We start from the raw sequence: 22,150 nt of genomic DNA, 5'->3' as shown, positions 1-22,150 counted from the left end.
AAAAGCTGCACCAACGAAAAGGCCTCGCAACTGCGAGGCCTTTTCAGGTGGGCTTCATTGCTTTCAACTTTGCGGCCTCATTCCCTGGGCCATGCCAAAAATGAACAGCAGCAAGTCATTGTCAGGCCGAACATTTTCCGAGGCCTTCACTACCCGGGGCAAGGGACAATGCGCCTCACCATGCACAGCGCTGAGAACTTGCGTGCGGGGCTCCTCCCAGGCAGCCACCGCCAATGAAGCAACTGCCAAGGCTCCCACTAAAAACAAACCTCGAGCAATTTCTAGTTTCATCGCTATAAACCTTTGATAGCGCTGCCAAACGCCGTCTTATAAAAATAGACGAGTCGGTCCCAATCTGCCGCTTTGAACGACGAATGGCGACGCAGTTGTTTCATGTCATGTGCTGCCGCCTGAGTGCTCAAAAGGCGTTGCCGGCACTTCTCCAAGTCAAGCAGTGCCACCTCTGCCTTGGCATTTTCGCCTTCGCCAGTCACCCGGACAAAAACATGCTTGATGTACAGGCAGCTGTGTTGCCAGCGGCCTTTGTGCATCCGCGCAAGATTGTCCGCCAGGTCCTTGAGGAGGCGATCATGCACAGCCTCGCCGTGACGCTCGCGACCACCACTGGCGTACCAGTCCTCGATTTCGACGAAGCCATCAAGGGACTTGGTAACCAACAGCGCGCGCCATTGATGAACAGGATCGCGCTGGGCGCCACAGAAGACGATTTCCGGCACGCGCACATTGAGCTTGTGCAGCCCGGTCAATGCGTCCAGTTCACGCAGCACGGTGGGACGGCCGAACGGGTGCAACCAGCTACGGTAGATATGGCCGGTTTGCCGCTTGGCATAAAGCAGTTGGCCACCAGGTGCGTGAATACGCTGTACGCCACTTTCTCCACCGCGACGAACATTCGGCTCTTCCACCCATTCGCCACGCTGGCTCCAGAAGTAATCAAAACGATCTTCAGGCGCGATCTGCGCGAGCGATACCTGTTCAACTGCCATGCCCTTACCTCTTTCGCAAAATATAAACGCGCCACATGGCGTAGAGCGGAATGAAGTCCAAATGTTCCTGTACCCGGAAGCCAGCCTGCTCAAATTCGGCTTCAACCGTAGCAGCCGGTAACACAAAGCGATTCTGGTAACCTTCCTGCGCCCGGGATTTTTCGGCGCGCTTGCGTTTCCAGGCCTTGAAATTGCCATCGACCCACAGTGAAAGAATCACGCTGTCGCGGGTGACACGCTGGAATTCCCGAAGGATGGCCAGCCGATGCTCGGCCTCGCCGATGTGGTGAAGCAGGCGCATGCAGAAAATGCTGTCCACGGAGTTGTCGGGAAGCGCGATGTCGAATGCAGATGTCTGCAAAGGTCGTACCCGTTCGACCACATGGGCGGGTTGCGACTGAGTGGCGATCTTGACCATTGAGGCCGAGTTATCCGCACCGATAATCACCCGATTGGATTTTTCCGCCAGCATTGGCCAGAAACGGCCGGCGCCACAGGGCAAATCCAGTACCAGGCCTGGTTCTCCCACCCGCTTCAGCGCGGTCCGTCCCAGCTGCAAATCACGCTTGTGCGACAACTGGCGGCCCAGACCGTCCTTGTGCTTGCGTAGGTAACGCTGGGCGTGCGCGTCGTCATATTTCTCGGAAAATTCGAGTTTGATCGGGTCGTCCATCATCAATGTCTCCTCAATTGATGACGGTAACCTTAGGGAGCGCGGCGTGAGTTTCAGGTGAGTCAAATGTGAAAATTTCGTTGGAAAAAGCCCTGAAGTATTACAGAGTTTTACACCTTAACGGCACGGTTACTTACCCAATACCGTAGGAACCAACCTACAAGTCTCACAAAAACAAGACGTTAGGGATGAGACAGGGTCAATTCCACATGAAATCTGCAGCCATTCGGTTCCATATGACTGAGACTGACCGTCCAGCCCTGGTTTTCACAAATCCGTTGCACCAACGACAGACCGAGCCCCAGGCCTTCACCCCGTTGTTCGTTGCCCCGCACAAAGGGTTCGAACATGGCCTCGCGTTTCTCTTCGGGAATGCCCACACCGCTGTCTTCCACCAGGAAGCCGGTCGGCAACAGGGTCAGGCGGATAAAGCCGCGATCGGTGTAGTGCAAGGCATTGCGCAACAGATTGCCCATGACCGCATGCAGCAAAGTCGCGTTGTACGGGGTATCGAGTGGATTGCCAGGTTCATGGACCAACTCCAGTCCCTTGGCCTCGATGGGCTCGCGCCATGACCCGAGCAGATCCTCCGCCACTTGACGCAGCGTCATCTGCGGCGCCATCCCTGCCGCTTCGCGCTGGGCCCGCGCCAACATGAGGAAAGTCTGCACCAGCTCGCGCATTTCCTCACAGGCCCGGGCGATGCGTTCAACCTGGGCGCGGCCACGGTGGTCGAGCGCCGGATTTTCCAGCAATAACTCACAGGACGTCGCGAGCACCATCAAGGGCGTGCGCAACTCGTGACTGACATCGCTGGTAAATAGCCGCTCGCGGTTCAATGCCTGACGCAAGCGACCCAGGGTGGCATCAAAGGCCACCGCCAACTCCCCGACTTCATCGGCGGCATAGTCCGGCGCCAAAGGCGGGGCCAGCCCCAGCAATTGGTCGCGATGACGGACCTGCCGGGCCAGACGCACCACCGGGGCCATGACCTTGCGTGCCAACACCCAACCGAGGAATACCGCCAATGCCAGGCTCAGGACGAAGCCGACCAGGACCACGGCAAACAGGATTCGCTCGCGCTCCTCGAAATCACTCTGATCCTGCAACAGGACGTAATGCCGACCATCGACGATCTCGACCATCGCGTGGTACGACAATTGTTCGCGGAATACTTCGTGAAACCCCGCATCCAGATGACGCAAATCCTTGGGCAGGTCAAAATCGCCAGGGCCGCCGGTGAAGTAGAACAACTGATCGGGTTCCGGCCGATGGCTCCAGTCAGACATGTTGTCCATCAGCAGCAGGCGTTGCAGGTCACCGCCAAGGCCCGCGGAAATCAGTTTTTCTTCCACCAGGTGAACGGTCGCCACGATGCCCATGGCGAACGCCCCCGCAACCAGCGCACTCATCAGTGCAAAGGCAATGATGATCCGCTGGGCAAGGCTCTGCTTAAACTCCATCACGCCCCTCGGCCAAGCGATAACCGACGCCGTGCACGGTTTGCAGCAAGGGCTTGGCAAACGGCTTGTCGATAACCTGGCGCAACTGGTGGACATGACTGCGCAGGCTGTCGCTGTCCGGGCAATCATCGCCCCACAAGGCTTCCTCGAGGATTTCCCGGCGCAACACGTGGGGACTTTTCTGCATCAATACCGCCAGCAGCTTCAGACCGACCGGGTTGAGCTTCAGCAGGCGCCCTTCGCGGGTCACCTCCAGGGTATCGAGGTCGTAGCTCAGGTCGCCGACCTGCAGCGCTCGCCGGCCACCGCCCTGGGTTCGGCGCATCACCGCCTCGATACGCGCGGCCAGTTCGGACAAGGCGAACGGCTTGATCAGGTAGTCGTCCGCGCCGGACTTGAAGCCCTGCAATCGGTCATCCAGTTGGTCACGGGCGGTGAGCATGATCACCGGAGTGTCGCGCCGAGCGTCTTCACGCAGGCGTTTGCACAGGGTGTAGCCATCGATGCCGGGCAGCATGATGTCGAGCACGATCAGGTCGTAATGCTCGGTGGCCGCCAGGTGCAAACCCGACAAGCCGTCCTGTGCGCAATCCACGGTATAGCCTTTGAGCCCCAGGTAATCCGCCAGATTGGCGAGGATATCGCGGTTGTCTTCAACCAATAGAATTCGCATGGGATCTTGCTCCGTACACAGAAACGGCCGTCTTGGCTCGCGCAGCTTAAGGCCAAGTGCGGCGAAGGGCCAGAGTTGTCTGCCCCGCCCACGTGCAGTCAATTTCACGGCAAAACGGCTCACAAATTTTTCACCCGCTGTTCACACCGAGCCTACGCGACAGGGTTCAGACTGGCGCGCTGGTTCCCGCTGCACCTTTATCCATGCTCAGGATCGCCCGATGCCCACAACCCTTTCGCGTCCCGCCTCTCGCCCGTTGAATCTGTGGATTTGCCTGGGCATTCCCGCCGTGACCGCAATCACCCTGCTGTTGCTTGAACTGACCTCACTGGACATGAGCCTGGCGCAGTTGTTCTACGATCCGCAGGCTGGCGGCTTCATCGGCCGGCACAGCTACTTCCTGGAAAACATCCTGCATGACCGGGCCAAGCAGGTAGTGATTGTGTTCTCGGTGCTGGCGGTGCTGGGTTTTATCGCTTCGTTCTTCGTAGCGCGGCTAACGCCATTCAAACGCGAACTGGGCTGCCTGGTGCTGTCCCTCGGCTTGGCCACGGCCTTTGTCACCCCGGTCAAGGCGGTCACGGCAGTGCAGTGTCCCTGGAGCCTGAAAGAATTCGGCGGCAAGGAAACCTACAGCGAACTGCTCAGCCCGCGGCCAGCGACCGATAAACCGGGCCGCTGCTGGCCTGGCGGTCATGCCGCCACCGGTTTCGCCTTGTTCGGCCTGTTCTTCGTCCTGCGTGACCGTCGGCCGAAACTGGCACGCATGGCCTTCGTCTTCGCGTTTGGCCTGGGCACGGTGTTTTCCATCAGCCGCATGATGCAAGGTGCGCACTTCTTTTCGCACAATGTGTGGACCGCCGTGTTCTGCTGGCTAATCTGCCTGGGCTCTTATTACTACGTCCTGTATCGACCGGCTGTCGCGACCGAGCTTGCTGCCAAGGCCAAGCCCGCCGCCTCATAAAGCAAACCAGGCGCAATAAAAAACCCCGCCTGCCTTCGCAGCGCGGGGTTTTTTCGTACGGGGTAAGGCTGGCTTACATCATGCCGCCCATGCCGCCCATACCGCCCATGTCTGGCATGCCGCCGCCAGCTGGAGCGTCTTCCTTGATCTCGGCGATCATGGCTTCGGTGGTGATCATCAGGCTGGCAATCGACGAAGCCGCTTGCAGAGCCGAACGAGTCACTTTGGCCGGGTCCAGGATACCCATTTCGATCATGTCGCCGTATTCGCCGGTCGCTGCGTTGTAACCGAAGTTACCTTCGCCTTGCTTGACCTTGTCGACGACAACGCTTGGCTCGTCACCGGAGTTGGCAACGATCTGGCGCAGTGGCGCTTCAACAGCGCGACGCAGCAGGGCGATACCGACGTTCTGATCAGCGTTGTCGCCGGTCAGTTCGCTGATGGCCTGCAGAGCGCGAACCAGTGCCACGCCACCGCCAGGTACCACGCCTTCTTCAACGGCTGCACGAGTAGCGTGCAGGGCGTCTTCAACGCGGGCTTTCTTCTCTTTCATTTCAACTTCGGAGCCAGCGCCAACCTTGATCACTGCAACGCCGCCGGACAGCTTGGCCAGACGCTCTTGCAGTTTTTCACGGTCGTAGTCGGAGGAAGTCTCGGCAACCTGGGCACGGATCTGGTTGATGCGTGCTTCGATGTCGCCTTGAACGCCAGCACCGTCAACGATGATGGTGTTTTCCTTGGACAGGGTCACGCGCTTGGCGTTGCCCAGGTGCTCCAGGGTAGTGCTTTCCAGGCTCAGGCCGATCTCTTCGGAGATAACGGTACCGCCAGTCAGGACGGCGATGTCCTGCAGCATGGCCTTGCGACGGTCGCCGAAGCCTGGAGCCTTGACGGCTGCGACTTTGACGATGCCACGCATGTTGTTCACAACCAGCGTCGCCAGGGCTTCGCCTTCAACGTCTTCAGCCACGATCAGCAGTGGACGGCCGGCTTTGGCAACGGCTTCCAGTACTGGCAGCATTTCGCGGATGTTGGAGATTTTCTTGTCGACCAGCAGGATCAGCGGACCGTCCAGCTCGGCAGTCATGGTCTCTGGCTTGTTGACGAAGTACGGCGACAGGTAGCCACGGTCGAACTGCATGCCTTCTACAACCGACAGTTCGTTTTCCAGGCCCGAGCCTTCTTCAACGGTGATCACGCCTTCTTTACCGACTTTGCCCATGGCTTCGGCAATGATGTCGCCGATGGAGTTGTCGGAGTTGGCCGAGATGGTGCCGACCTGAGCGATCGCCTTGGTGTCAGCGCATGGCTTGGACAGGGACTTCAGCTCTTTGACGATAGCAATGGTCGCTTTGTCGATACCGCGCTTCAGGTCCATCGGGTTCATGCCGGCAGCGACGGCTTTCAGGCCTTCGTTGACGATCGATTGAGCCAGAACGGTAGCGGTGGTGGTGCCGTCGCCTGCGTCATCGTTGGCACGGGAAGCAACGTCTTTTACCAGTTGCGCGCCCATGTTTTCGAAACGATCTTTCAGTTCGATTTCTTTGGCAACGGAAACGCCGTCCTTGGTGATGGTCGGAGCGCCGAAGCTCTTCTCGATGATCACGTTACGGCCTTTCGGGCCCAGGGTCGCTTTTACTGCGTCAGCCAGGACGTTGACACCGGCGAGCATCTTCTTGCGGGCGGAATCGCCGAATTTAACTTCTTTAGCAGCCATGATCGATATTCCTTAAATACTTGAGTAGTCGCGGGAAATTGAACTGAGGTATTAGCCTTCGATAACAGCGAGAATCTCGTTCTCAGCCATTACCAGCAGGTCTTCGCCGTCGACTTTGACGGTGTTGCTACCCGAGTACGGGCCGAACACGACCTTGTCACCCACTTTCACGGCCAGAGCACGCACTTCACCGTTTTCCAGCACACGGCCGGCGCCTACAGCGAGAACTTCGCCGTGGTTGGCTTTTTCAGCAGCCGAACCTGGCAGAACGATACCGCCAGCGGTTTTCTTTTCTTCTTCGCTGCGACGGATGACGACGCGGTCATGCAGAGGACGAAGCTTCATTGTCGATCTCTCCTACTTGTAGTTTCAGCGGCCGGTGTGGTCCCGGCGGTGGTTGATTTCCGGCGGTGCCGGTTGCGGCTCGTCGAGCGAGACGCGGAAGTCTGTCTGGCGATTTGCACCAGAAACCTTGCGGTGACCGATACATAAGGGCGCATAAGCTTATTACAAGGGCAGCACGGTGAAATTTTTTACTTCGCAGGGCGCTGGAACGAACACGGCACCCGAAGGTGCCGTGTGAATGCTGCAGTTATTTGGAGTCGCGGTGTTCGAATTCGCCTTCGATCACGTTCGGCTCTCGGCCCAACGGCTCGCGCGGGGCTGGACCGCCGCGAGGTTGCAGGTCGTCGGCAAAGGCGCGCTGGCGAATCGCCTGTTCCTCGGCCCGCTGGCGCATCTTGTTGGCCAGCAGGCGACGGGTCAGTGGCAGCATCATGATCAGGCCCAGCACGCTGCTGACAAAACCCGGGACGATCAACAGACCGCCACCCAGGGCCAGCATCAGGCCTTCGATCATGGTCTGGGCCGGCAACTCGCCGCGGTTCAGGCTTTCACGGGCACGCAGGGCGGTAGCCAGCCCGGCGATACGCAGCACGAACACACCGAGCATCGAGCCGAGAATGATCAGCAGCAGCGCCGGGAAAAACCCGATCGCCGCGCTGACCTTGACGAATACGAACAGCTCCAGCACCGGAAACAGCAGAAAGAGCAACAAAAAAGGGCGCATCAAATGGTTCCTCAACGCAAGAATGCCTTGCCAGTTAGTCTTAGATGATGTCGCCGTTTCGTGATTTCAAGCTTCGCTGGTCGCTTTTGTCGGCCAAACCTCGGCGCGCGCCAGTAAAACCAAGGCTTCGCGCACCTGTGTCGGCGTGTTGCAGACTTGTGGAAACGGCAACCAGTGCAGCGCCTGGCCAATGCGCAGGTGCATGCCTTCGCTGTCCAGACCGACCATTTCGGCGGGCGCATGTTTGGGCAAACCGCTGAGGTCGACGTAATGGGCGATGGCCTTGGCGTGATCGGCATTCATGTGCTCGACCATGCTCACCTCGGCCTTACCGGCGAATGGGTTGGCCAGGGTCAATTGATCGACCCAGTGAATCGCGCCAAACCCGCCGATGTAGCGATGACGCACCGGGTTGAGTACCCAGAAGTCGAAATCGTGGGCCTTGTGGTAGTTCGCCGACTCCGGGAAGTACCGATAGTAGCGCCCCGCTGCGGCTTCAATCGCTGCTTCGTCGTCGATCCTTTGCGCCTCAGCCAGATAGGTCAGGCGCCCGACGGCCTGGACATCTTCGGCTTCGCGCTCGCCCACCAGCAGCGAGCATTTGGGATCTTTTTGCAGATTGTGGGTGTGCTGGGCGATTCGGCTGATCAAAATCAGCGGTCGGCCCTGCTCGTCCAGGCAATATGGCACCACGGAGCCGAAGGGAAAGCCGGGCATCGCCTTGGAGAGCGTCGAGAGCACTCCACGGTATTCCTTGAGCAGTAATTCTCGTGCATGCTTGGCAGCTTCAACGCTCAATTTGTGACTCCTCAAATAGAATCCGTCGAAAAAACGGACGGGCAGCGGGATCAACGTCCCGGCGATGCCCTCAGGGCAATTCTCATGTGCAGCCAGGCCACGTCAGGCGCAGATCGAGAGGCCTACAACAAGAAAACCACTTCGACCTGCAATTGGGGCATGCGAATGCAACTCACTGACAAAGTAATCATTATCACCGGCGGTTGCCAGGGTTTGGGCCGTTCCATGGCGGAGTATTTCGCCAGCAAGGGCGCCAAGCTGGCACTGGTCGACCTCAACCAGGAGAAACTCGACCAGGCCGTTGCCGCCTGCCAGGCCGCCGGCGTCGAGGCTCGCGCTTACCTGTGCAACGTCGCCGATGAAGAACAGGTGACGCATATGGTCGCCCAGGTTGGCGACGACTTCGGCGCGATCCATGGCCTGATCAACAACGCCGGGATCCTGCGCGACGGCTTGCTGGTCAAGGTCAAGGACGGCGAGATGACCAAGATGAGCCTGGCCCAGTGGCAGGCCGTCATCGACGTCAACCTGACCGGCGTATTCCTGTGCACCCGTGAAGTGGCAGCGAAGATGATCGAGCTGAAATCGACCGGCGCGATCATCAATATCTCCTCGATCTCCCGTGCCGGCAACGTTGGCCAGACCAACTACTCCGCCGCCAAGGCCGGCGTGGCGGCGGCAACCGTGACCTGGGCCAAGGAGTTGGCGCGTTACGGAATCCGCGTGGCGGGCATTGCGCCGGGCTTCATCGAGACCGAAATGACCCTGGGCATGAAGCCCGAAGCACTGGAAAAAATGACCTCAGGCATTCCGCTCAAGCGCATGGGCAAGCCGGAAGAAATCGCCCATTCGGCGGCGTATATCTTCGAGAACGACTACTACACCGGGCGGATTCTGGAGATGGATGGCGGGTTGCGGATTTAAGACACGAAGAAGATCAACTGTAGGAGCAGCTCCGGCGGCACTCCGCTGCTCGCAAAGGTGGGTCAGGCACCGCGGTGTCAACTGATGCACCTTCGCGAGCAAGCTCGCTCCTACAAGAGCAGCATTTCAGATTTTCAATCGTCGCTGACACTGATATTCGGCATCGCCGGCGACAGCGCTTCCTGCAATACGATCCGCGCGCCGACGTGGCGCGCCAGTTCCTGGTAAACCATGGCAATCTGGCTGTCCGGTTCGGCGATCACCGTTGGCTTGCCGCCATCGGCCTGTTCACGAATCACCATCGACAGCGGCAACGACGCCAGCAGTTCGACACCGTACTGACTGGCCAACTTCTCGCCGCCGCCTTCACCGAACAAGTGCTCGGCGTGACCGCAGTTGGAGCAAATGTGCACCGCCATGTTTTCCACCACGCCCAACACCGGGATGTTGACCTTGCGGAACATCTCCACGCCCTTGCGTGCATCGAGCAGGGCCAGGTCCTGAGGCGTGGTGACGATCACGGCACCGGCCACCGGGACTTTCTGCGCCAGGGTCAACTGGATATCACCGGTGCCTGGCGGCATGTCGATCACCAGGTAGTCCAAATCGCCCCAAGCGGTCTGGGTTACCAATTGCAGCAACGCACCGGAGACCATCGGGCCGCGCCAGACCATCGGCGTGTTGTCATCGGTGAGGAAAGCCATCGACATCACTTCCACGCCATGGGACTCGACCGGCACGAACCATTTCTGATCCTTGACCTTGGGCCGGGTACCTTCGGCGATGCCAAACATGATGCCCTGGCTCGGACCATAGATATCAGCGTCGAGAATCCCCACCCTGGCGCCTTCACGGGCCAGCGCCAACGCGAGGTTGGCGGCGGTGGTGGACTTGCCCACACCGCCCTTGCCCGAGGCCACGGCCACCACGTTCTTGACGTTGGCCAGGCCGGGAATCTGCGCTTGTGCCTTGTGCGCAGCGATCACCGTGGTGATCTCGACCCTGGCCGACGCAACGCCGTCGAGGCCTTCGATGGCCATCTGCAGCATCTGCGCCCAGCCACTCTTGAACAGTCCGGCGGCATAGCCCAGCTCCAGCTGCACGCTGACGCGATCACCCTGGATATCGATGCCACGCAGGCAGCCGGCGCTGACCGGGTCCTGGTTCAGGTAAGGATCGGTGTACTGGCGCAGGACGGCTTCCACCGCTGCACGATTGACGGCGCTCATGGGCAACTCCGATAACAAGACTGGAAAATCAGGCGGCTATCCTACGCCGGACGCTCTTTCGTGGCGACCCGATTACGCCGGCCTTGGGCAGGCCAGCCTTGCCACAAATCCGGAAACAGGCCCCGAGGGTGAAAAATAATCGCCAGCGCTTTATAGTGGCCGACCTCCGTTTCATCAAGTAGCCGAGCCCCATGTCCGAGCCACGCAAGATCCTCGTCACCAGCGCCCTGCCCTATGCCAATGGTTCAATCCACCTGGGCCATATGCTTGAGTACATCCAGACCGACATGTGGGTGCGCTTCCAGAAGCATCGCGGTCACCAATGCACCTATGTCTGCGCGGACGACGCCCACGGTTCGGCCATCATGCTGCGCGCGGAAAAGGAAGGCATCTCCCCGGAACAACTGATCGCCAACGTCCAGGCTGAACACAGCGCCGACTTTGCCGAGTTCCTGGTGGACTTCGACAACTTCCACTCCACTCACGCCGAAGAAAACCGTGAGCTGTCGAGTCAGATCTACCTGAAGCTGCGTGACGCCGGGCACATTGCCACGCGCTCGATCACCCAGTACTTCGACCCGGAAAAGCAGATGTTCCTGGCCGACCGCTTCATCAAGGGCACCTGCCCGAAGTGCGGCACTGAAGACCAGTATGGCGACAACTGTGAGAAATGCGGTGCAACCTACGCACCGACCGACCTGAAGGATCCGAAGTCGGCGATCTCCGGCGCCACCCCGGTGCTCAAGGATTCCCAGCACTTCTTCTTCAAGCTGCCGGACTTCCAGGCCATGCTCCAGCAGTGGACCCGCAGCGGCACCCTGCAAGACGCGGTCGCGAACAAAATCGCCGAATGGCTGGATGTCGGCCTGCAACAGTGGGACATCTCCCGCGATGCGCCGTATTTCGGTTTCGAGATCCCGGACGAGCCAGGCAAATACTTCTATGTCTGGCTGGATGCACCGATCGGCTACATGGCGAGCTTCAAGAACCTCTGCGCACGCCGTCCGGATCTGGACTTCGACGCCTACTGGGCCAAGGATTCCAGCGCCGAGCTGTATCACTTCATCGGCAAGGACATCGTCAACTTCCACGCCCTGTTCTGGCCAGCCATGCTCGAGGGCGCGGGCTACCGCAAGCCGACCGGCATCAACGTGCACGGCTACCTGACCGTCAATGGCCAGAAAATGTCCAAGTCGCGCGGCACTTTCATCAAGGCCCGCACCTACCTGGACCACCTGTCGCCGGAGTACCTGCGCTACTACTACGCCTCCAAGCTGGGCCGTGGCGTCGACGACCTCGACCTCAACCTGGAAGACTTTGTACAGAAGGTCAACTCCGACCTGGTGGGCAAAGTCGTCAACATCGCCAGCCGTTGCGCCGGGTTTATCCACAAAGGTAACGCCGGGGTGCTGGTCGCTGAAAATGCTGCACCCGAACTGACCGAAGCCTTCCTGGCCGCCGCGCCAAGCATCGCCGATGCCTATGAGGCCCGCGACTTTGCCCGCGCCATGCGCGAAATCATGGCCCTGGCCGACCGTGCCAATGCCTGGATCGCCGACAAGGCGCCGTGGTCGCTGAACAAGCAGGAAGGCAAGCAGGAGGAAGTCCAGGCCATCTGCGCCACCGGCGTCAACCTGTTCCGCCAGTTGGTGATTTTCCTCAAGCCGGTGCTGCCGTTGCTGGCCGCCGACGCCGAAGCGTTCCTCAATGTGCCGCCGCTGACTTGGAACGATCACGCCAGCCTGTTGGCCAACCATCAGCTGAACGAGTTCAAGCCGCTGATGACCCGTATCGACCCGGTGAAGGTCCAGGCCATGACCGATGCATCGAAGGAAGACCTCGTCGCCAGCCAGACCGACACCGGTTCCGCCGCCCCACAAGGCAATGGCGAACTGGCCAAGGACCCGCTGTCGCCGGAGATCGAGTTCGACACCTTTGCCGCAGTCGACCTGCGCGTCGCGCTGATCGTCAAGGCCGAAGCCGTTGAGGGCGCGGACAAGCTGCTGCGCCTGACCCTGGACATTGGCGACGAGCAACGCAACGTGTTCTCGGGCATCAAGAGCGCCTACCCGGATCCGTCCAAGCTCGACGGTCGCCTGACCATGATGATCGCCAACCTCAAGCCGCGGAAAATGAAGTTCGGCATCTCCGAAGGCATGGTGATGGCGGCCGGCCCTGGCGGCGAAGAAATCTACCTGCTGAGCCCGGACAGCGGCGCCAAGCCAGGCCAGCGCATCAAGTAATCGCCTGGCTGGACCGATCCCACCGTCGCGCTCGATCGCGACGGTGGGATTTTCATATCTGCCCCGCCGGATCCTGCCTAATCTTCAATTACAGGCCTTTCGCACACACCGGCACGCCATGACCGATACCCTGCTTACGCTCATCAGCACGGCCCTGATCAACAATTTCCTGTTGCACTGGCCGCTGGGCGTCGACCCACTGCTGCAAGGCAGCCACGACCCGCTGGCGGACCGACGTCAGGTGCATGCCCTGGGCATTGCCACCACCAGCCTGATGCTGCTCAACGGGTTGCTGGGTTACGTGGCGTATCATTGGCTGCTGGTGCCCCTGAGCCTGACCGCCCTCCATCTGTTTGTGTTTCTGCCCTTGAGCGTGTTGCTGATAACACCTCTGCTAAGCGGGCTGACACGAGCCTTGCCCGAGCTGCCTTTCAGCGGACTCTGGCCATTGCTGCTGGGCAATGCCGGTGTACTCGGCGTTAGCTTGCTGGGCATGCAGGACGCCAGCGGCCTGGGCGGACATATGGCGCTGAGTCTTGGCGCCGGACTCGGCTTCTGGTTGGTACTGAGCCTGTTCAGCGACTTACGCCAGCGTACTCTCGACAACGATGTGCCCTTGGCCTTTCGTGGCTTGCCAATCGACCTGATCGGCGCCGGATTGATTGCCGTGGCCTTTCTCGGATTCAGTGGACTGATCAAAACATGAGTCTGATTCAATGCATCGACGCACTCCTGCCCCAGACCCAATGCGGCAAGTGTGGTCATCCCGGATGCAAGCCCTACGCCGAAGGCATCGCCAGCGGCGAGGCGATCAATAAGTGCCCGCCCGGCGGTAACGAGACAATTGCGGCGTTGGCCGAACTGCTCGAGGTACCGGTCATCGAACTGGACCTCAGTCGAGGCAGCGCGCCGCCACAAATCGCCTATATCCGCGAGGCCGAATGCATTGGCTGTACCAAATGCATCCAGGCCTGCCCGATCGATGCGATCGTCGGCGCGGCCAAACTGATGCATACCGTGCTCATCGACGAGTGCACCGGCTGCGACCTGTGCGTGGCGCCCTGCCCGGTCGACTGCATCGAGATGCGTCCACTGCCTTCTGACGCTGTAGTTCCCATCGTCGGTGGCCTGGCATCGAACCCCGAGGTATTTCAGGCGCGCAAGGACAAACGCGATCACGCCCGCCAACGTTTCGAACAGCGCAATGCCCGCCTGCGCCGCGAAGACGAGCAACGGGCTGCCGAACGCGCCGCCCGTGCACTCAAGGCCACTCGTCCGAGCGAAAGCGCCGGCAACCCGTTGCAGGACGCCATTGCCCGGGTGCAAGCGCAAAAAGCTGCAGCGGCGGATGCCGCCCTGAAAAAAGCCAAGATCGATGTGGCGATGAGCCGGGCGCAACTGCACAAGTCACTGAAAGCCTTTGGCCACCCGCCGACCTTCGAGCAACAGTCGCAACTGATTGTCCTTCAGCGGCAGTTCGAAGCCGCTGAGCAGGCACTGGCGCAGCTCGAAAAAAATGCCCCGGCGAACCCGGTACAAGTGCCCTTGCCTGCCAACGATGCTGAACTCAAACGGGCGAAAATCCAGTTGGCAATGCGCCGCGCCGAATTGAAGAAAGCCCAGGCCGATGATGCACCAGCACAGCAGCTGGATTTGCTCGCCGCAGCCTTGAGTCAGGCCGAACACGCCTTGCATGCGGCGGAACACGCCAGTGACAAGCCCGCACCGGTGCTGGTACGCACGGAAAAGCGCCCGATCGATAGCCAACTGCGACAACTCAAGACAGCACTGGCCTACGCCCGCGCCGAGGTAAGCAAACTGGAGCGCCAGGCGCAGACGCCAGCCGAACTGTTGAGGGCAGCCCGTGCCAGGCTGAGTGAAGCAGAGCGCCAGGTGAACGATCATGCCAACCCTTGAGTCGGTGGATGATCGCCTGCAACAGGCGATGAAACGGGTTCTACTGGCGACGCTACCGGGGATGCTGGCGCTGGTCTGGTGGTCGGGTTGGGGGGTGCTGGTCAATCTGCTGCTGGCCTGCGGCAGTGCCCTGGCAATTGAAGCCGCCGTGTTGCGTTTACGTCGACATCCACTCAGGCCCGCCCTTAGCGATGGCAGCGCACTGGTCAGCGCCACCTTGCTGGCACTGGCGCTGCCTGCTTATTGCCCCTGGTGGTTAACGGTCAGCGCCGCAGCCGGCGCCATGCTCTTTGGCAAACACCTGTACGGTGGCGTGGGCAGTAATCCGTTCAATCCGGCGATGCTGGGCTTCGCCCTGGTGCTGGTGTGTTTTCCGCAACAACTTATTCACTGGCCCAGTGCTCACACAGTCAGCCTGGCCGATGGTCTGCAACAAATCTTCGGCCTCAGCTTCAACAGGATCGAACAACCTGACGCCTGGGCCGGAGCGACCGCCCTGGATAGCCTGCGCATCAACAAAAGCCTGACCATGGGCGAGCTGTTCGCCAGCGACCCGGCATTTGGCCATTTCGGCGGCAAAGGCGTTGAATGGGTGAACCTGGCCTTTCTTGCTGGTGGCGCTTTTCTCCTGCAACAACGGATATTCAGCTGGCACGCCCCCGTGGGCATGCTCGGCAGCTTGTTCATGATCAGCCTGTTGTGCTGGAGCGGCTCGGGTTCAGACTCCAACGGTTCGCCGCTGTTTCATTTGCTCAGCGGCGCCAGCATGCTCGCTGCGTTCTTTATCGTCACTGAGCCGGTCTCCGGAGCCAAAAGCCCCAGAGCACGCTTGTTGTTCGGCGCAGGCGTTGGGCTGCTGACCTACGTGATTCGAACCTGGGGCGGCTATCCCGACGGCGTGGCCTTTGCAGTGCTGCTGATGAATCTCTGCGTACCGGCCCTGGAACGCCTCGTCGCCCGACAACCCGAGCTGCCTACACCATGACGCGCAATCTCGGCCTCGTGCTCCTGATGGTCGTAATCGGGCTGGGGGCTGGTGCCACTTATCTGTTGCAGCACGCGCTGGCGCCACGGTTCGCGACGGAACAGCGCGCGAGCGAAAGCCAAAGATTGCTGGATATGCTGCCGGTAGGCAGCTATGACAATCTGCCTCTGGAACAACCATTGGCTGTCACTGATGTTGAGCTGGAAAGCAGCACCTTGCTGGCGGGTTACCTGGCAACCCTCAAAGGGATTCCCCGCGCGGTTGTGCTGCGCAGTCGGGTAACCGGATACGAAGCCGCGATCGAGTTGCTGGTCGCGATCGACAGCCACGGCAGACTGATCGGCGTCAAAACCCTCAAGCAAGCGGAAACACCGGGGCTGGGCGCAGTGATCGCCGCACACCCCAATCCCTGGCTGGCCGGATTCAGCGGAAAATCATTGAATGAGCCAAACGCCAGCGGCTGGGCATTGAAAAAGGATCACGGTCAATTCGATCAACTGGCCGGGGCGACTATTACTTCGCGCGCGGTGATTAACGCCGTTCACCAGGCCCTGCGCTATTTTGATCAACACCAATCCGAATGGATCGGGAGCGCCCCGTGAAAAAGCCTGCATCACTGCAAAACTCATTGATGCTCGCGTCGCTGGCAGGGGCCAGCGACAGCGTGCTGACGGCCGCGATACTTGCGCTGGTTGCGCTGCTGGTTATTGGACTCTACAGCGTGAAGATGCGTGTGCTGCGCCACAGGATTCCCTCTGCATTGCAATTGCCATTCTCAGTGGTAATCGCGGCCACTCTCACCAGCCTGGCGTCGCTGGCCGTTCAGGCCTGGGTACTTGAGTTGCACCAGCATTTGGCCCTCTGGATTGGCCTGATTGCCCTGCAATGTGTGATTTTGGAGTGCAACGGTTTTTTCACTGACAGCACACTGCCTGAGCGGTTGCGCCTGTGCGGGCTGTTTGCGAGCCTGATGATGATCCTCGGTTTGTTACGCGAAGGTCTGGGTCATGGCTCCGTCGCAGAGTGGCTCGTCTGGTTGGACAGCCCTGGCACATTCAGATTCGCCATCATTGCCCCAGGTGGGTTTATCCTGCTGGGATTGCTCCTGGCCACCAGACAAGCGTGGCTTGGCCGCTCCACTCCCCATTGATCGCCCCAAGGAAACGCTGCGCCCATGAATGCCGCAAAACGCCTGGAAATTTTCCGCAGGCTGCACGAAGACAATCCGGAACCGAAAACCGAGCTGGCTTATACATCGCCTTTCGAACTGTTGATCGCGGTGATTCTTTCAGCCCAGTCCACCGATGTCGGCGTCAATAAAGCAACCGCCAAACTGTTTCCGGTGGCCAATACACCCGCTGCGATTTACGCGCTCGGGGTGGAGGGATTGTCCGATTACATCAAGACCATTGGCCTGTTCAACAGCAAGGCGAAGAATGTCATCCAGACATGCAAAATGCTGGTCGAGTTACATGGTGGGGAAGTTCCGCAAACCAGAGAGGCACTGGAAGCCTTGCCAGGCGTCGGCCGAAAGACCGCCAACGTAGTGCTCAATACGGCTTTTCGCCAGCTGACAATGGCCGTTGATACACACATTTTTCGAGTCAGTAATCGTACGGGCCTGGCGCCGGGCAAGAACGTCGTGGAAGTGGAGCAAAAACTGCTGAAGTTTGTTCCCAAAGCCTTTTTGCTTGATTCTCACCACTGGCTCATCCTGCATGGACGCTACGTGTGCCTTGCCCGAAAGCCCCGGTGCGGCAGCTGCAGGATCGAGGACCTGTGCGAGTACAAGCAAAAAACCTCTGACGATTGAGCCGCTATTTACTTTATTGATTTGTCGATTGAAAAAATCTTTTTTACCCGCCAGGAGATTATCGATATAAGAAGCGCCAATGGCACTCTTAGCCTGGAGTCAAACGTATGAGCGATGGCAAAGTACAACTGGACGTAGAAGACGACTTCCCCCCGGTTGAAACCGATGATGTCGAGCCTCAGGTGGAGGTGGCAAAGACCAACCTGAGCAAGCGTCGCACCATCGATAATATGCTGGAGGAACGACGTCTGCAAAAGCAGTTGGCCGATTATGATTATGACCTTTAGACCCTGAAAGCCTCTCAATGCAGAGGCTTTTTTTTGCGATCAAGGATCGCCAGAAGCCCCGCTCCCAAAGAGGCCGCGAATCAAACCAGACCGTTGCGCTGGGCCAGTTCGATCAAGTCGACAAGCGAGCGCGCATTCAGCTTGAGCAGAAGCCGGGTCTTGTAGGTACTGACGGTCTTGTTACTGAGAAACATCCCATCGGCGATTTCCTTGTTGGTCTTGCCCCTCGCCAATTGCTGCAGCACCATCATCTCTCTGCCCGACAAGCGTTCTACCATGTCCGCTTCACTGGCACTGCTCATCGTCGAGCGCACAGAGTGCAACGCCTGATTGGGAAAGTAACTGTACCCGGACAAGACCGCCTTGATTGCACTGAGTAACTCGGTCAATTCCTGTTGCTTGCAGACGTAACCAAACGCACCCGCCTGCATGCAACGCATTGAAAAATGTCCAGGCGTTTGGGAAGTCAGCACTAGAACTTTCATGGTAAAACTCATCGAATTCAACCGTGCGATAACCTCAAGACCATCAAGCTTGGGTATGCCTATATCCAGTATCACAATGTCCGGCATATGTTCCCGGGCAAGTTGTAAAGCATCTACACCATTATCCGTTTCAGCAATAACTTCATAGCCATGACGCTCCATTAGCATGCGTACAGCCAGTCGAATGACGGGATGATCATCCACGATCAGCACTTTATTCATGGGCAAGTCCAATTTTCGCTGTTCGAATTTTTAGAACCTGCACAATAGCGTATGCGGTTTGCCCTTGGGGTGCTGAGCGGGCCGGTCGAGCATACCGAGAGACGATCCCTACAAATATATAAGATCTTTCCTACAGGTTTTCAGAAAAAACAATGTCTCTTAAAGTTTACGAAACCCTGATCGGCAGGCTCCACCAGCGCTTGCGCTTATTAAACAACCAAGCTTAATCAAACTAATTCACAACCGCACTTAACAGACGCTGAACACTGCCCTATTCTAAAAGCACGACCGACGATGATTAAAACATCGTTTTTAGCGCGCTCTCCAATCAGCATTAATTACGCTAGCGACGCGCAACACACAATCACTCGAGTACCCACTATGCAAAAAAAACCAACAAAGATAGTAAACCCCATGACCATCATTGCGATATTTGCAGCACTGTCTGAAACTTCCGCTGCGGTGTCGTTGCCGTTTCTCGATGACGATGATCGGGAACTCTATATCTGGTTCTTGATCAGCTTTCCTTTTTATCTAATGTTTCTGTTCTTCATCACCCTTAACTTCAACTATAAATCCTTGTACGCGCCCTCCGATTTTCAGAAAGGCAAACACTTCATCAAGGTATTTGACGAGGGGTCTCGTCCGGAAAAAAAACCTGTCAGTCCCCCACCCCCGGTTGAGTGCGATGATTTACCCCGCCCATCGATCCCTCGGGAAATCGCCGCGCAACCGCAGAAACGCAAGAGCCGCGGGGAGATCAAGGGGCATCCCGACTACCTGCTGCAGAGCGCTCAGGATCCGCCAGCCCACGTCGAGTTGATCAGCCGCCTGCGCACACCTCAGCAAATCTGCCTGCCCGCCTCAGTGCACTGTATCCGCATTGTCGATGCTCGCTGGGTTCGCAAGAAGAAGGACACTGGCAGGCTGACCAAAACCATCAATCAGGCCCCGCTGACGCAACAAACGTTCACGATGCTACTGACCTGCGCGGAGTCAGAACAGTTGATTGGCGAGACGCTGAAGAAGTCGGCAATCAAGGCAATGCACGCCAACGACTCCTGTTGCATTTTCTACAACCTGAACACCCAGGTGATCAACGCCGTCGCTTCGCCATCTACTCAGGGCCAGGCCGTACATGCCGAGGCTGGAGAGAGAAAAGACAGGAGTGATGATTGAGAAAGCCAAGAACATGGCCAAGGCAAAAAAGGTTCAACAGAACGTCGAAACCCGGAGAATTCAAACCTGTTGTGACCCCGCCCAGGACGGGATCACAACGGGTGATCAACGTAACATCATCAGAACAACTTGCGGCCTTTGTTTGCGGCAATCCGCATACGCAGGGCATTGAGCTTGATGAAGCCCGCAGCATCAGCCTGGTTGTAAGCGCCGCCATCTTCTTCGAAGGTCGCGATGTTGGCGTCAAACAACGAATCGTCAGACTTGCGACCGGTCACGATTACATTGCCCTTGTACAGCTTCAGGCGCACGACGCCATTCACGTTGACTTGGGAAGCATCGATCATCTGTTGCAACATCAGACGCTCAGGGCTCCACCAGTAGCCGGTGTAGATCAGGCTGGCGTACTTGGGCATCAACTCGTCTTTGAGGTGAGCCACTTCACGATCCAGCGTGATCGATTCGATCGCACGGTGGGCACGCAACATGATGGTGCCGCCCGGGGTTTCGTAGCAGCCACGGGACTTCATACCGACGTAACGGTTCTCGACGATATCCAGACGGCCGATACCGTGCTCGCCACCAATACGGTTCAGAGTCGCCAGGACTGTCGCCGGGGTCATCTCGACGCCGTCCAGCGCCACGATGTCGCCGTTGCGATAGGTCAGTTCCAGGTATTGCGGAGCGTCAGGCGCTTTCTCCGGGGAGACAGTCCAACGCCACATGTCTTCTTCGTGCTCGGTCCAGGTGTCTTCCAGCACGCCGCCTTCATAGGAGATGTGCAGCAGGTTGGCATCCATCGAGTACGGGGATTTTTTCTTGCCGTGGCGCTCGATCGGAATCGCGTGCTTCTCGGCATAGTCCATCAGCTTCTCGCGGGACAGCAGGTCCCACTCGCGCCATGGTGCAATCACTTTCACGCCTGGCTTGAGCGCGTAGGCGCCGAGCTCAAAACGTACCTGGTCGTTGCCTTTGCCGGTGGCGCCGTGGGAAATGGCGTCAGCGCCGGTTTCGTTGGCAATTTCGATCAGGCGCTTGGCGATCAGCGGACGTGCGATCGAGGTACCCAGCAGGTACTCACCTTCATAGACGGTGTTGGCACGGAACATCGGGAACACGAAGTCGCGCACGAATTCTTCGCGCAGATCGTCGATGTAGATCTCTTTGACGCCCATGGCTTGAGCCTTGGCGCGAGCCGGTTCGACTTCTTCGCCTTGACCCAGGTCAGCGGTGAAAGTCACCACTTCACAGTTATAAGTATCCTGCAGCCACTTGAGGATCACCGAAGTGTCCAGGCCGCCGGAATACGCCAGAACGACCTTGTTTACGTCCGCCATGCCATCACTCCACGGGGTTCTACGGAAAGCCGCGCAGTCTACCGCTGCGCAAGGATAAATTACAGAGGCGCGACAGCTTATGACGACGAAGCGACAGATTATGTCGAGTCAGCGACGATTTCAGCGGGTTCAGGAGGTCGATGCGGTGTTTTTGGCCGTGCTGTCCTGAAGGACAGGCTCAGCAGCGGGCGCAAGGCGTTCGAGCTGAACGATTACCCGACGATTCTTTGCCCGGTTAGAAGGGCTGGTGTTGGGTACCACCGGATACTGCTCACCGTGGAAACGCAGGGTAATCTGCGACTCCTGAACGCCGTTGGCTTTGAGGTAATCCATCACCGCCAGCGCGCGGCGACGCGACAGGTCGCGATTGGTCAGACGGTTGCCACTGTTATCCGAATGCCCGTCGAGCTCGATGTGATTGACCGTCGGGTCCGCCTTCATGAACGCCAGCATCTGCTGCAAGCGCACTTTCGCCGATGCGTCCAGTTCGATGCCTCCACCCGGGAAACCCACTGCGGACTGCTTGATCTGGTCATAATTGTTCGGCAGCAGTTTGGCGACGCACTCCTGATATTGAGCATAGGCTGTGCTGAAACTGACCGGTAGCACCCGCACCTCGGACATCCGGCCATCCGCCGCGTAATGGCGAACCACAGAACTGCGACCGTCCATCAGTCCGCCGATCAGCCGCCCGGCCTGTATTTGCGAGCTATTGAAGAGCACTTCACCACTGCCGAGTCGTACCGAGCCCAGGTTGATATCCCCGCGCCCCGGCTGCCAGGGCGCAGCCGCTGCCAGCAAGGTCGCCGAGCCGCCCGTCAGCATGGAGTTGTAAGCCTTCAAGCGAAAGGTCGCCTGCTCGCCGGCCCGGCGCACGAACTCTCCGGTGCCGAAATCGGCAATCGGCTGAGCCAGACGGCACTCGAATTTATCACCTTCGACCTTCCACTCGATGCTCTCCAGGCGAGTCTGGAAAGTGAGTGCCATGGCAGGAAGGCTGGCGAACACACTGAGCAAGGCTAAATAGCGCTGGCGCACGGGAGGCTCCATTGATTTTTGCAACGAAAAGACTGACAGACATATATACGGCGTACCTTGGGGATATCGGTCAGGTGCAGCAAAACTTGATAGCGAGTGCCTGCAAGAGTCTTTTCCGGTAGCATTC

General features: G+C 58.6%; 24 protein-coding genes. 11 read left to right on the top strand and 13 right to left on the bottom strand.

The window, feature by feature from the left end:
* Window positions 1–63 precede the first annotated feature (63 nt).
* The 5 genes from NR126_RS06520 to colR all read right to left on the bottom strand — a co-directional run bounded on the left by NR126_RS06520 (window position 64) and on the right by colR (window position 3,816).
* The gene (locus NR126_RS06520) at window positions 64–291 is read right to left on the bottom strand and encodes a hypothetical protein (RefSeq protein WP_033866290.1); all 228 of its coding nucleotides are present in this window, start codon (window positions 289–291) and stop codon (window positions 64–66) included.
* A 2-nt stretch (window positions 292–293) separates the two neighbouring features.
* Window positions 294–1,007: a lipopolysaccharide kinase InaA family protein gene (locus NR126_RS06515; RefSeq protein WP_027619751.1), complete on the bottom strand. Its 714-nt coding sequence runs from the start codon at window positions 1,005–1,007 to the stop codon at window positions 294–296.
* A 4-nt stretch (window positions 1,008–1,011) separates the two neighbouring features.
* Window positions 1,012–1,680: a class I SAM-dependent methyltransferase gene (locus NR126_RS06510; RefSeq protein WP_027619750.1), complete on the bottom strand. Its 669-nt coding sequence runs from the start codon at window positions 1,678–1,680 to the stop codon at window positions 1,012–1,014.
* A 182-nt stretch (window positions 1,681–1,862) separates the two neighbouring features.
* Window positions 1,863–3,143, bottom strand: coding sequence for a HAMP domain-containing sensor histidine kinase (locus tag NR126_RS06505; RefSeq protein WP_027619749.1), 1,281 nt, complete (start codon window positions 3,141–3,143; stop codon window positions 1,863–1,865).
* A complete protein-coding gene (colR, locus tag NR126_RS06500; RefSeq protein WP_027619748.1) occupies window positions 3,133–3,816 on the bottom strand; it encodes a two-component system response regulator ColR in 684 nt (227 codons plus the stop codon). The genes NR126_RS06505 and colR overlap by 11 nt, the downstream gene beginning before the upstream one ends.
* Before the next feature lie 220 nt (window positions 3,817–4,036).
* Here colR and NR126_RS06495 point away from each other — a divergent pair, with 220 nt between their 5' ends.
* Window positions 4,037–4,780 (top strand): phosphatase PAP2 family protein, encoded by a 744-nt coding sequence (locus NR126_RS06495; protein ID WP_256829913.1) that lies wholly within the window; start codon window positions 4,037–4,039, stop codon window positions 4,778–4,780.
* Window positions 4,781–4,853: 73 nt separating this feature from the next.
* Here NR126_RS06495 and groL read toward each other — a convergent pair whose 3' ends face one another.
* From groL to NR126_RS06475, 4 genes are all read right to left on the bottom strand, one after another.
* On the bottom strand, window positions 4,854–6,497 hold the full coding sequence (gene groL, locus NR126_RS06490; RefSeq protein ID WP_027619746.1) for a chaperonin GroEL: 1,644 nt from the start codon (window positions 6,495–6,497) through the stop codon (window positions 4,854–4,856).
* A 51-nt stretch (window positions 6,498–6,548) separates the two neighbouring features.
* On the bottom strand, window positions 6,549–6,842 hold the full coding sequence (locus tag NR126_RS06485; RefSeq protein WP_027619745.1) for a co-chaperone GroES: 294 nt from the start codon (window positions 6,840–6,842) through the stop codon (window positions 6,549–6,551).
* 247 nt (window positions 6,843–7,089) lie between these two features.
* Window positions 7,090–7,566, bottom strand: a complete 477-nt coding sequence (locus NR126_RS06480) for an FxsA family protein (protein ID WP_027619744.1) — start codon at window positions 7,564–7,566, stop codon at window positions 7,090–7,092.
* Window positions 7,567–7,632: 66 nt separating this feature from the next.
* A complete protein-coding gene (locus NR126_RS06475; RefSeq protein WP_105753905.1) occupies window positions 7,633–8,364 on the bottom strand; it encodes a HugZ family protein in 732 nt (243 codons plus the stop codon).
* 165 nt (window positions 8,365–8,529) lie between these two features.
* Here NR126_RS06475 and NR126_RS06470 point away from each other — a divergent pair, with 165 nt between their 5' ends.
* Window positions 8,530–9,288, top strand: coding sequence for an SDR family oxidoreductase (locus NR126_RS06470; RefSeq protein ID WP_027619742.1), 759 nt, complete (start codon window positions 8,530–8,532; stop codon window positions 9,286–9,288).
* Window positions 9,289–9,422: 134 nt separating this feature from the next.
* On the opposite strand, the gene apbC is transcribed toward NR126_RS06470, so the two are convergent.
* Window positions 9,423–10,517: an iron-sulfur cluster carrier protein ApbC gene (gene apbC, locus NR126_RS06465; protein WP_027619741.1), complete on the bottom strand. Its 1,095-nt coding sequence runs from the start codon at window positions 10,515–10,517 to the stop codon at window positions 9,423–9,425.
* 191 nt (window positions 10,518–10,708) lie between these two features.
* Here apbC and metG point away from each other — a divergent pair, with 191 nt between their 5' ends.
* The 8 genes from metG to NR126_RS06425 all read left to right on the top strand — a co-directional run bounded on the left by metG (window position 10,709) and on the right by NR126_RS06425 (window position 17,762).
* Entirely contained in the window at window positions 10,709–12,760 is a 2,052-nt protein-coding gene (gene metG / locus NR126_RS06460) for a methionine--tRNA ligase (protein ID WP_256829912.1), read from the top strand.
* A gap of 118 nt (window positions 12,761–12,878) precedes the next feature.
* The gene (locus NR126_RS06455) at window positions 12,879–13,466 is read left to right on the top strand and encodes an Rnf-Nqr domain containing protein (RefSeq protein WP_256829911.1); all 588 of its coding nucleotides are present in this window, start codon (window positions 12,879–12,881) and stop codon (window positions 13,464–13,466) included.
* A complete protein-coding gene (gene rsxB, locus NR126_RS06450) occupies window positions 13,463–14,677 on the top strand; it encodes an electron transport complex subunit RsxB (RefSeq protein ID WP_256829910.1) in 1,215 nt (404 codons plus the stop codon). The genes NR126_RS06455 and rsxB overlap by 4 nt, the downstream gene beginning before the upstream one ends.
* The gene (locus NR126_RS06445; RefSeq protein ID WP_256829909.1) at window positions 14,664–15,662 is read left to right on the top strand and encodes an RnfABCDGE type electron transport complex subunit D; all 999 of its coding nucleotides are present in this window, start codon (window positions 14,664–14,666) and stop codon (window positions 15,660–15,662) included. The genes rsxB and NR126_RS06445 overlap by 14 nt, the downstream gene beginning before the upstream one ends.
* A complete protein-coding gene (locus NR126_RS06440) occupies window positions 15,659–16,264 on the top strand; it encodes an RnfABCDGE type electron transport complex subunit G (protein ID WP_256829908.1) in 606 nt (201 codons plus the stop codon). The genes NR126_RS06445 and NR126_RS06440 overlap by 4 nt, the downstream gene beginning before the upstream one ends.
* The gene (locus NR126_RS06435; RefSeq protein ID WP_256829907.1) at window positions 16,261–16,812 is read left to right on the top strand and encodes an Rnf-Nqr domain containing protein; all 552 of its coding nucleotides are present in this window, start codon (window positions 16,261–16,263) and stop codon (window positions 16,810–16,812) included. Before NR126_RS06440 ends, NR126_RS06435 begins: the two co-directional genes overlap by 4 nt.
* Before the next feature lie 24 nt (window positions 16,813–16,836).
* Window positions 16,837–17,475, top strand: a complete 639-nt coding sequence (gene nth, locus NR126_RS06430) for an endonuclease III (protein ID WP_027619734.1) — start codon at window positions 16,837–16,839, stop codon at window positions 17,473–17,475.
* A 107-nt stretch (window positions 17,476–17,582) separates the two neighbouring features.
* Window positions 17,583–17,762: a PA3496 family putative envelope integrity protein gene (locus NR126_RS06425; RefSeq protein WP_027619733.1), complete on the top strand. Its 180-nt coding sequence runs from the start codon at window positions 17,583–17,585 to the stop codon at window positions 17,760–17,762.
* An 80-nt stretch (window positions 17,763–17,842) separates the two neighbouring features.
* On the opposite strand, the gene NR126_RS06420 is transcribed toward NR126_RS06425, so the two are convergent.
* Entirely contained in the window at window positions 17,843–18,469 is a 627-nt protein-coding gene (locus NR126_RS06420) for a response regulator transcription factor (RefSeq protein ID WP_027619732.1), read from the bottom strand.
* A 414-nt stretch (window positions 18,470–18,883) separates the two neighbouring features.
* Here NR126_RS06420 and NR126_RS06415 point away from each other — a divergent pair, with 414 nt between their 5' ends.
* Complete coding sequence (locus NR126_RS06415) at window positions 18,884–19,648, top strand: hypothetical protein (protein ID WP_256829906.1); 765 nt, start codon at window positions 18,884–18,886, stop codon at window positions 19,646–19,648.
* A 119-nt stretch (window positions 19,649–19,767) separates the two neighbouring features.
* Here NR126_RS06415 and NR126_RS06410 read toward each other — a convergent pair whose 3' ends face one another.
* Together NR126_RS06410 and NR126_RS06405 are read right to left on the bottom strand one after the other, a co-directional pair.
* Window positions 19,768–20,985 carry an argininosuccinate synthase gene (locus NR126_RS06410; protein WP_027619731.1) on the bottom strand — a complete coding sequence of 406 codons (1,218 nt, stop codon included), beginning with the start codon at window positions 20,983–20,985 and terminating at the stop codon, window positions 19,768–19,770.
* Between the two features lie 129 nt (window positions 20,986–21,114).
* Complete coding sequence (locus NR126_RS06405) at window positions 21,115–22,023, bottom strand: OmpA family protein (protein ID WP_027619730.1); 909 nt, start codon at window positions 22,021–22,023, stop codon at window positions 21,115–21,117.
* Between the last annotated feature and the right edge of the window lie 127 nt (window positions 22,024–22,150).

It is taken from the genome of Pseudomonas sp. Pse1, from assembly GCF_024519635.1.
GTDB lineage: Bacteria > Pseudomonadota > Gammaproteobacteria > Pseudomonadales > Pseudomonadaceae > Aquipseudomonas.
This window is presented reverse-complemented; position numbering and strand designations above follow the sequence as displayed.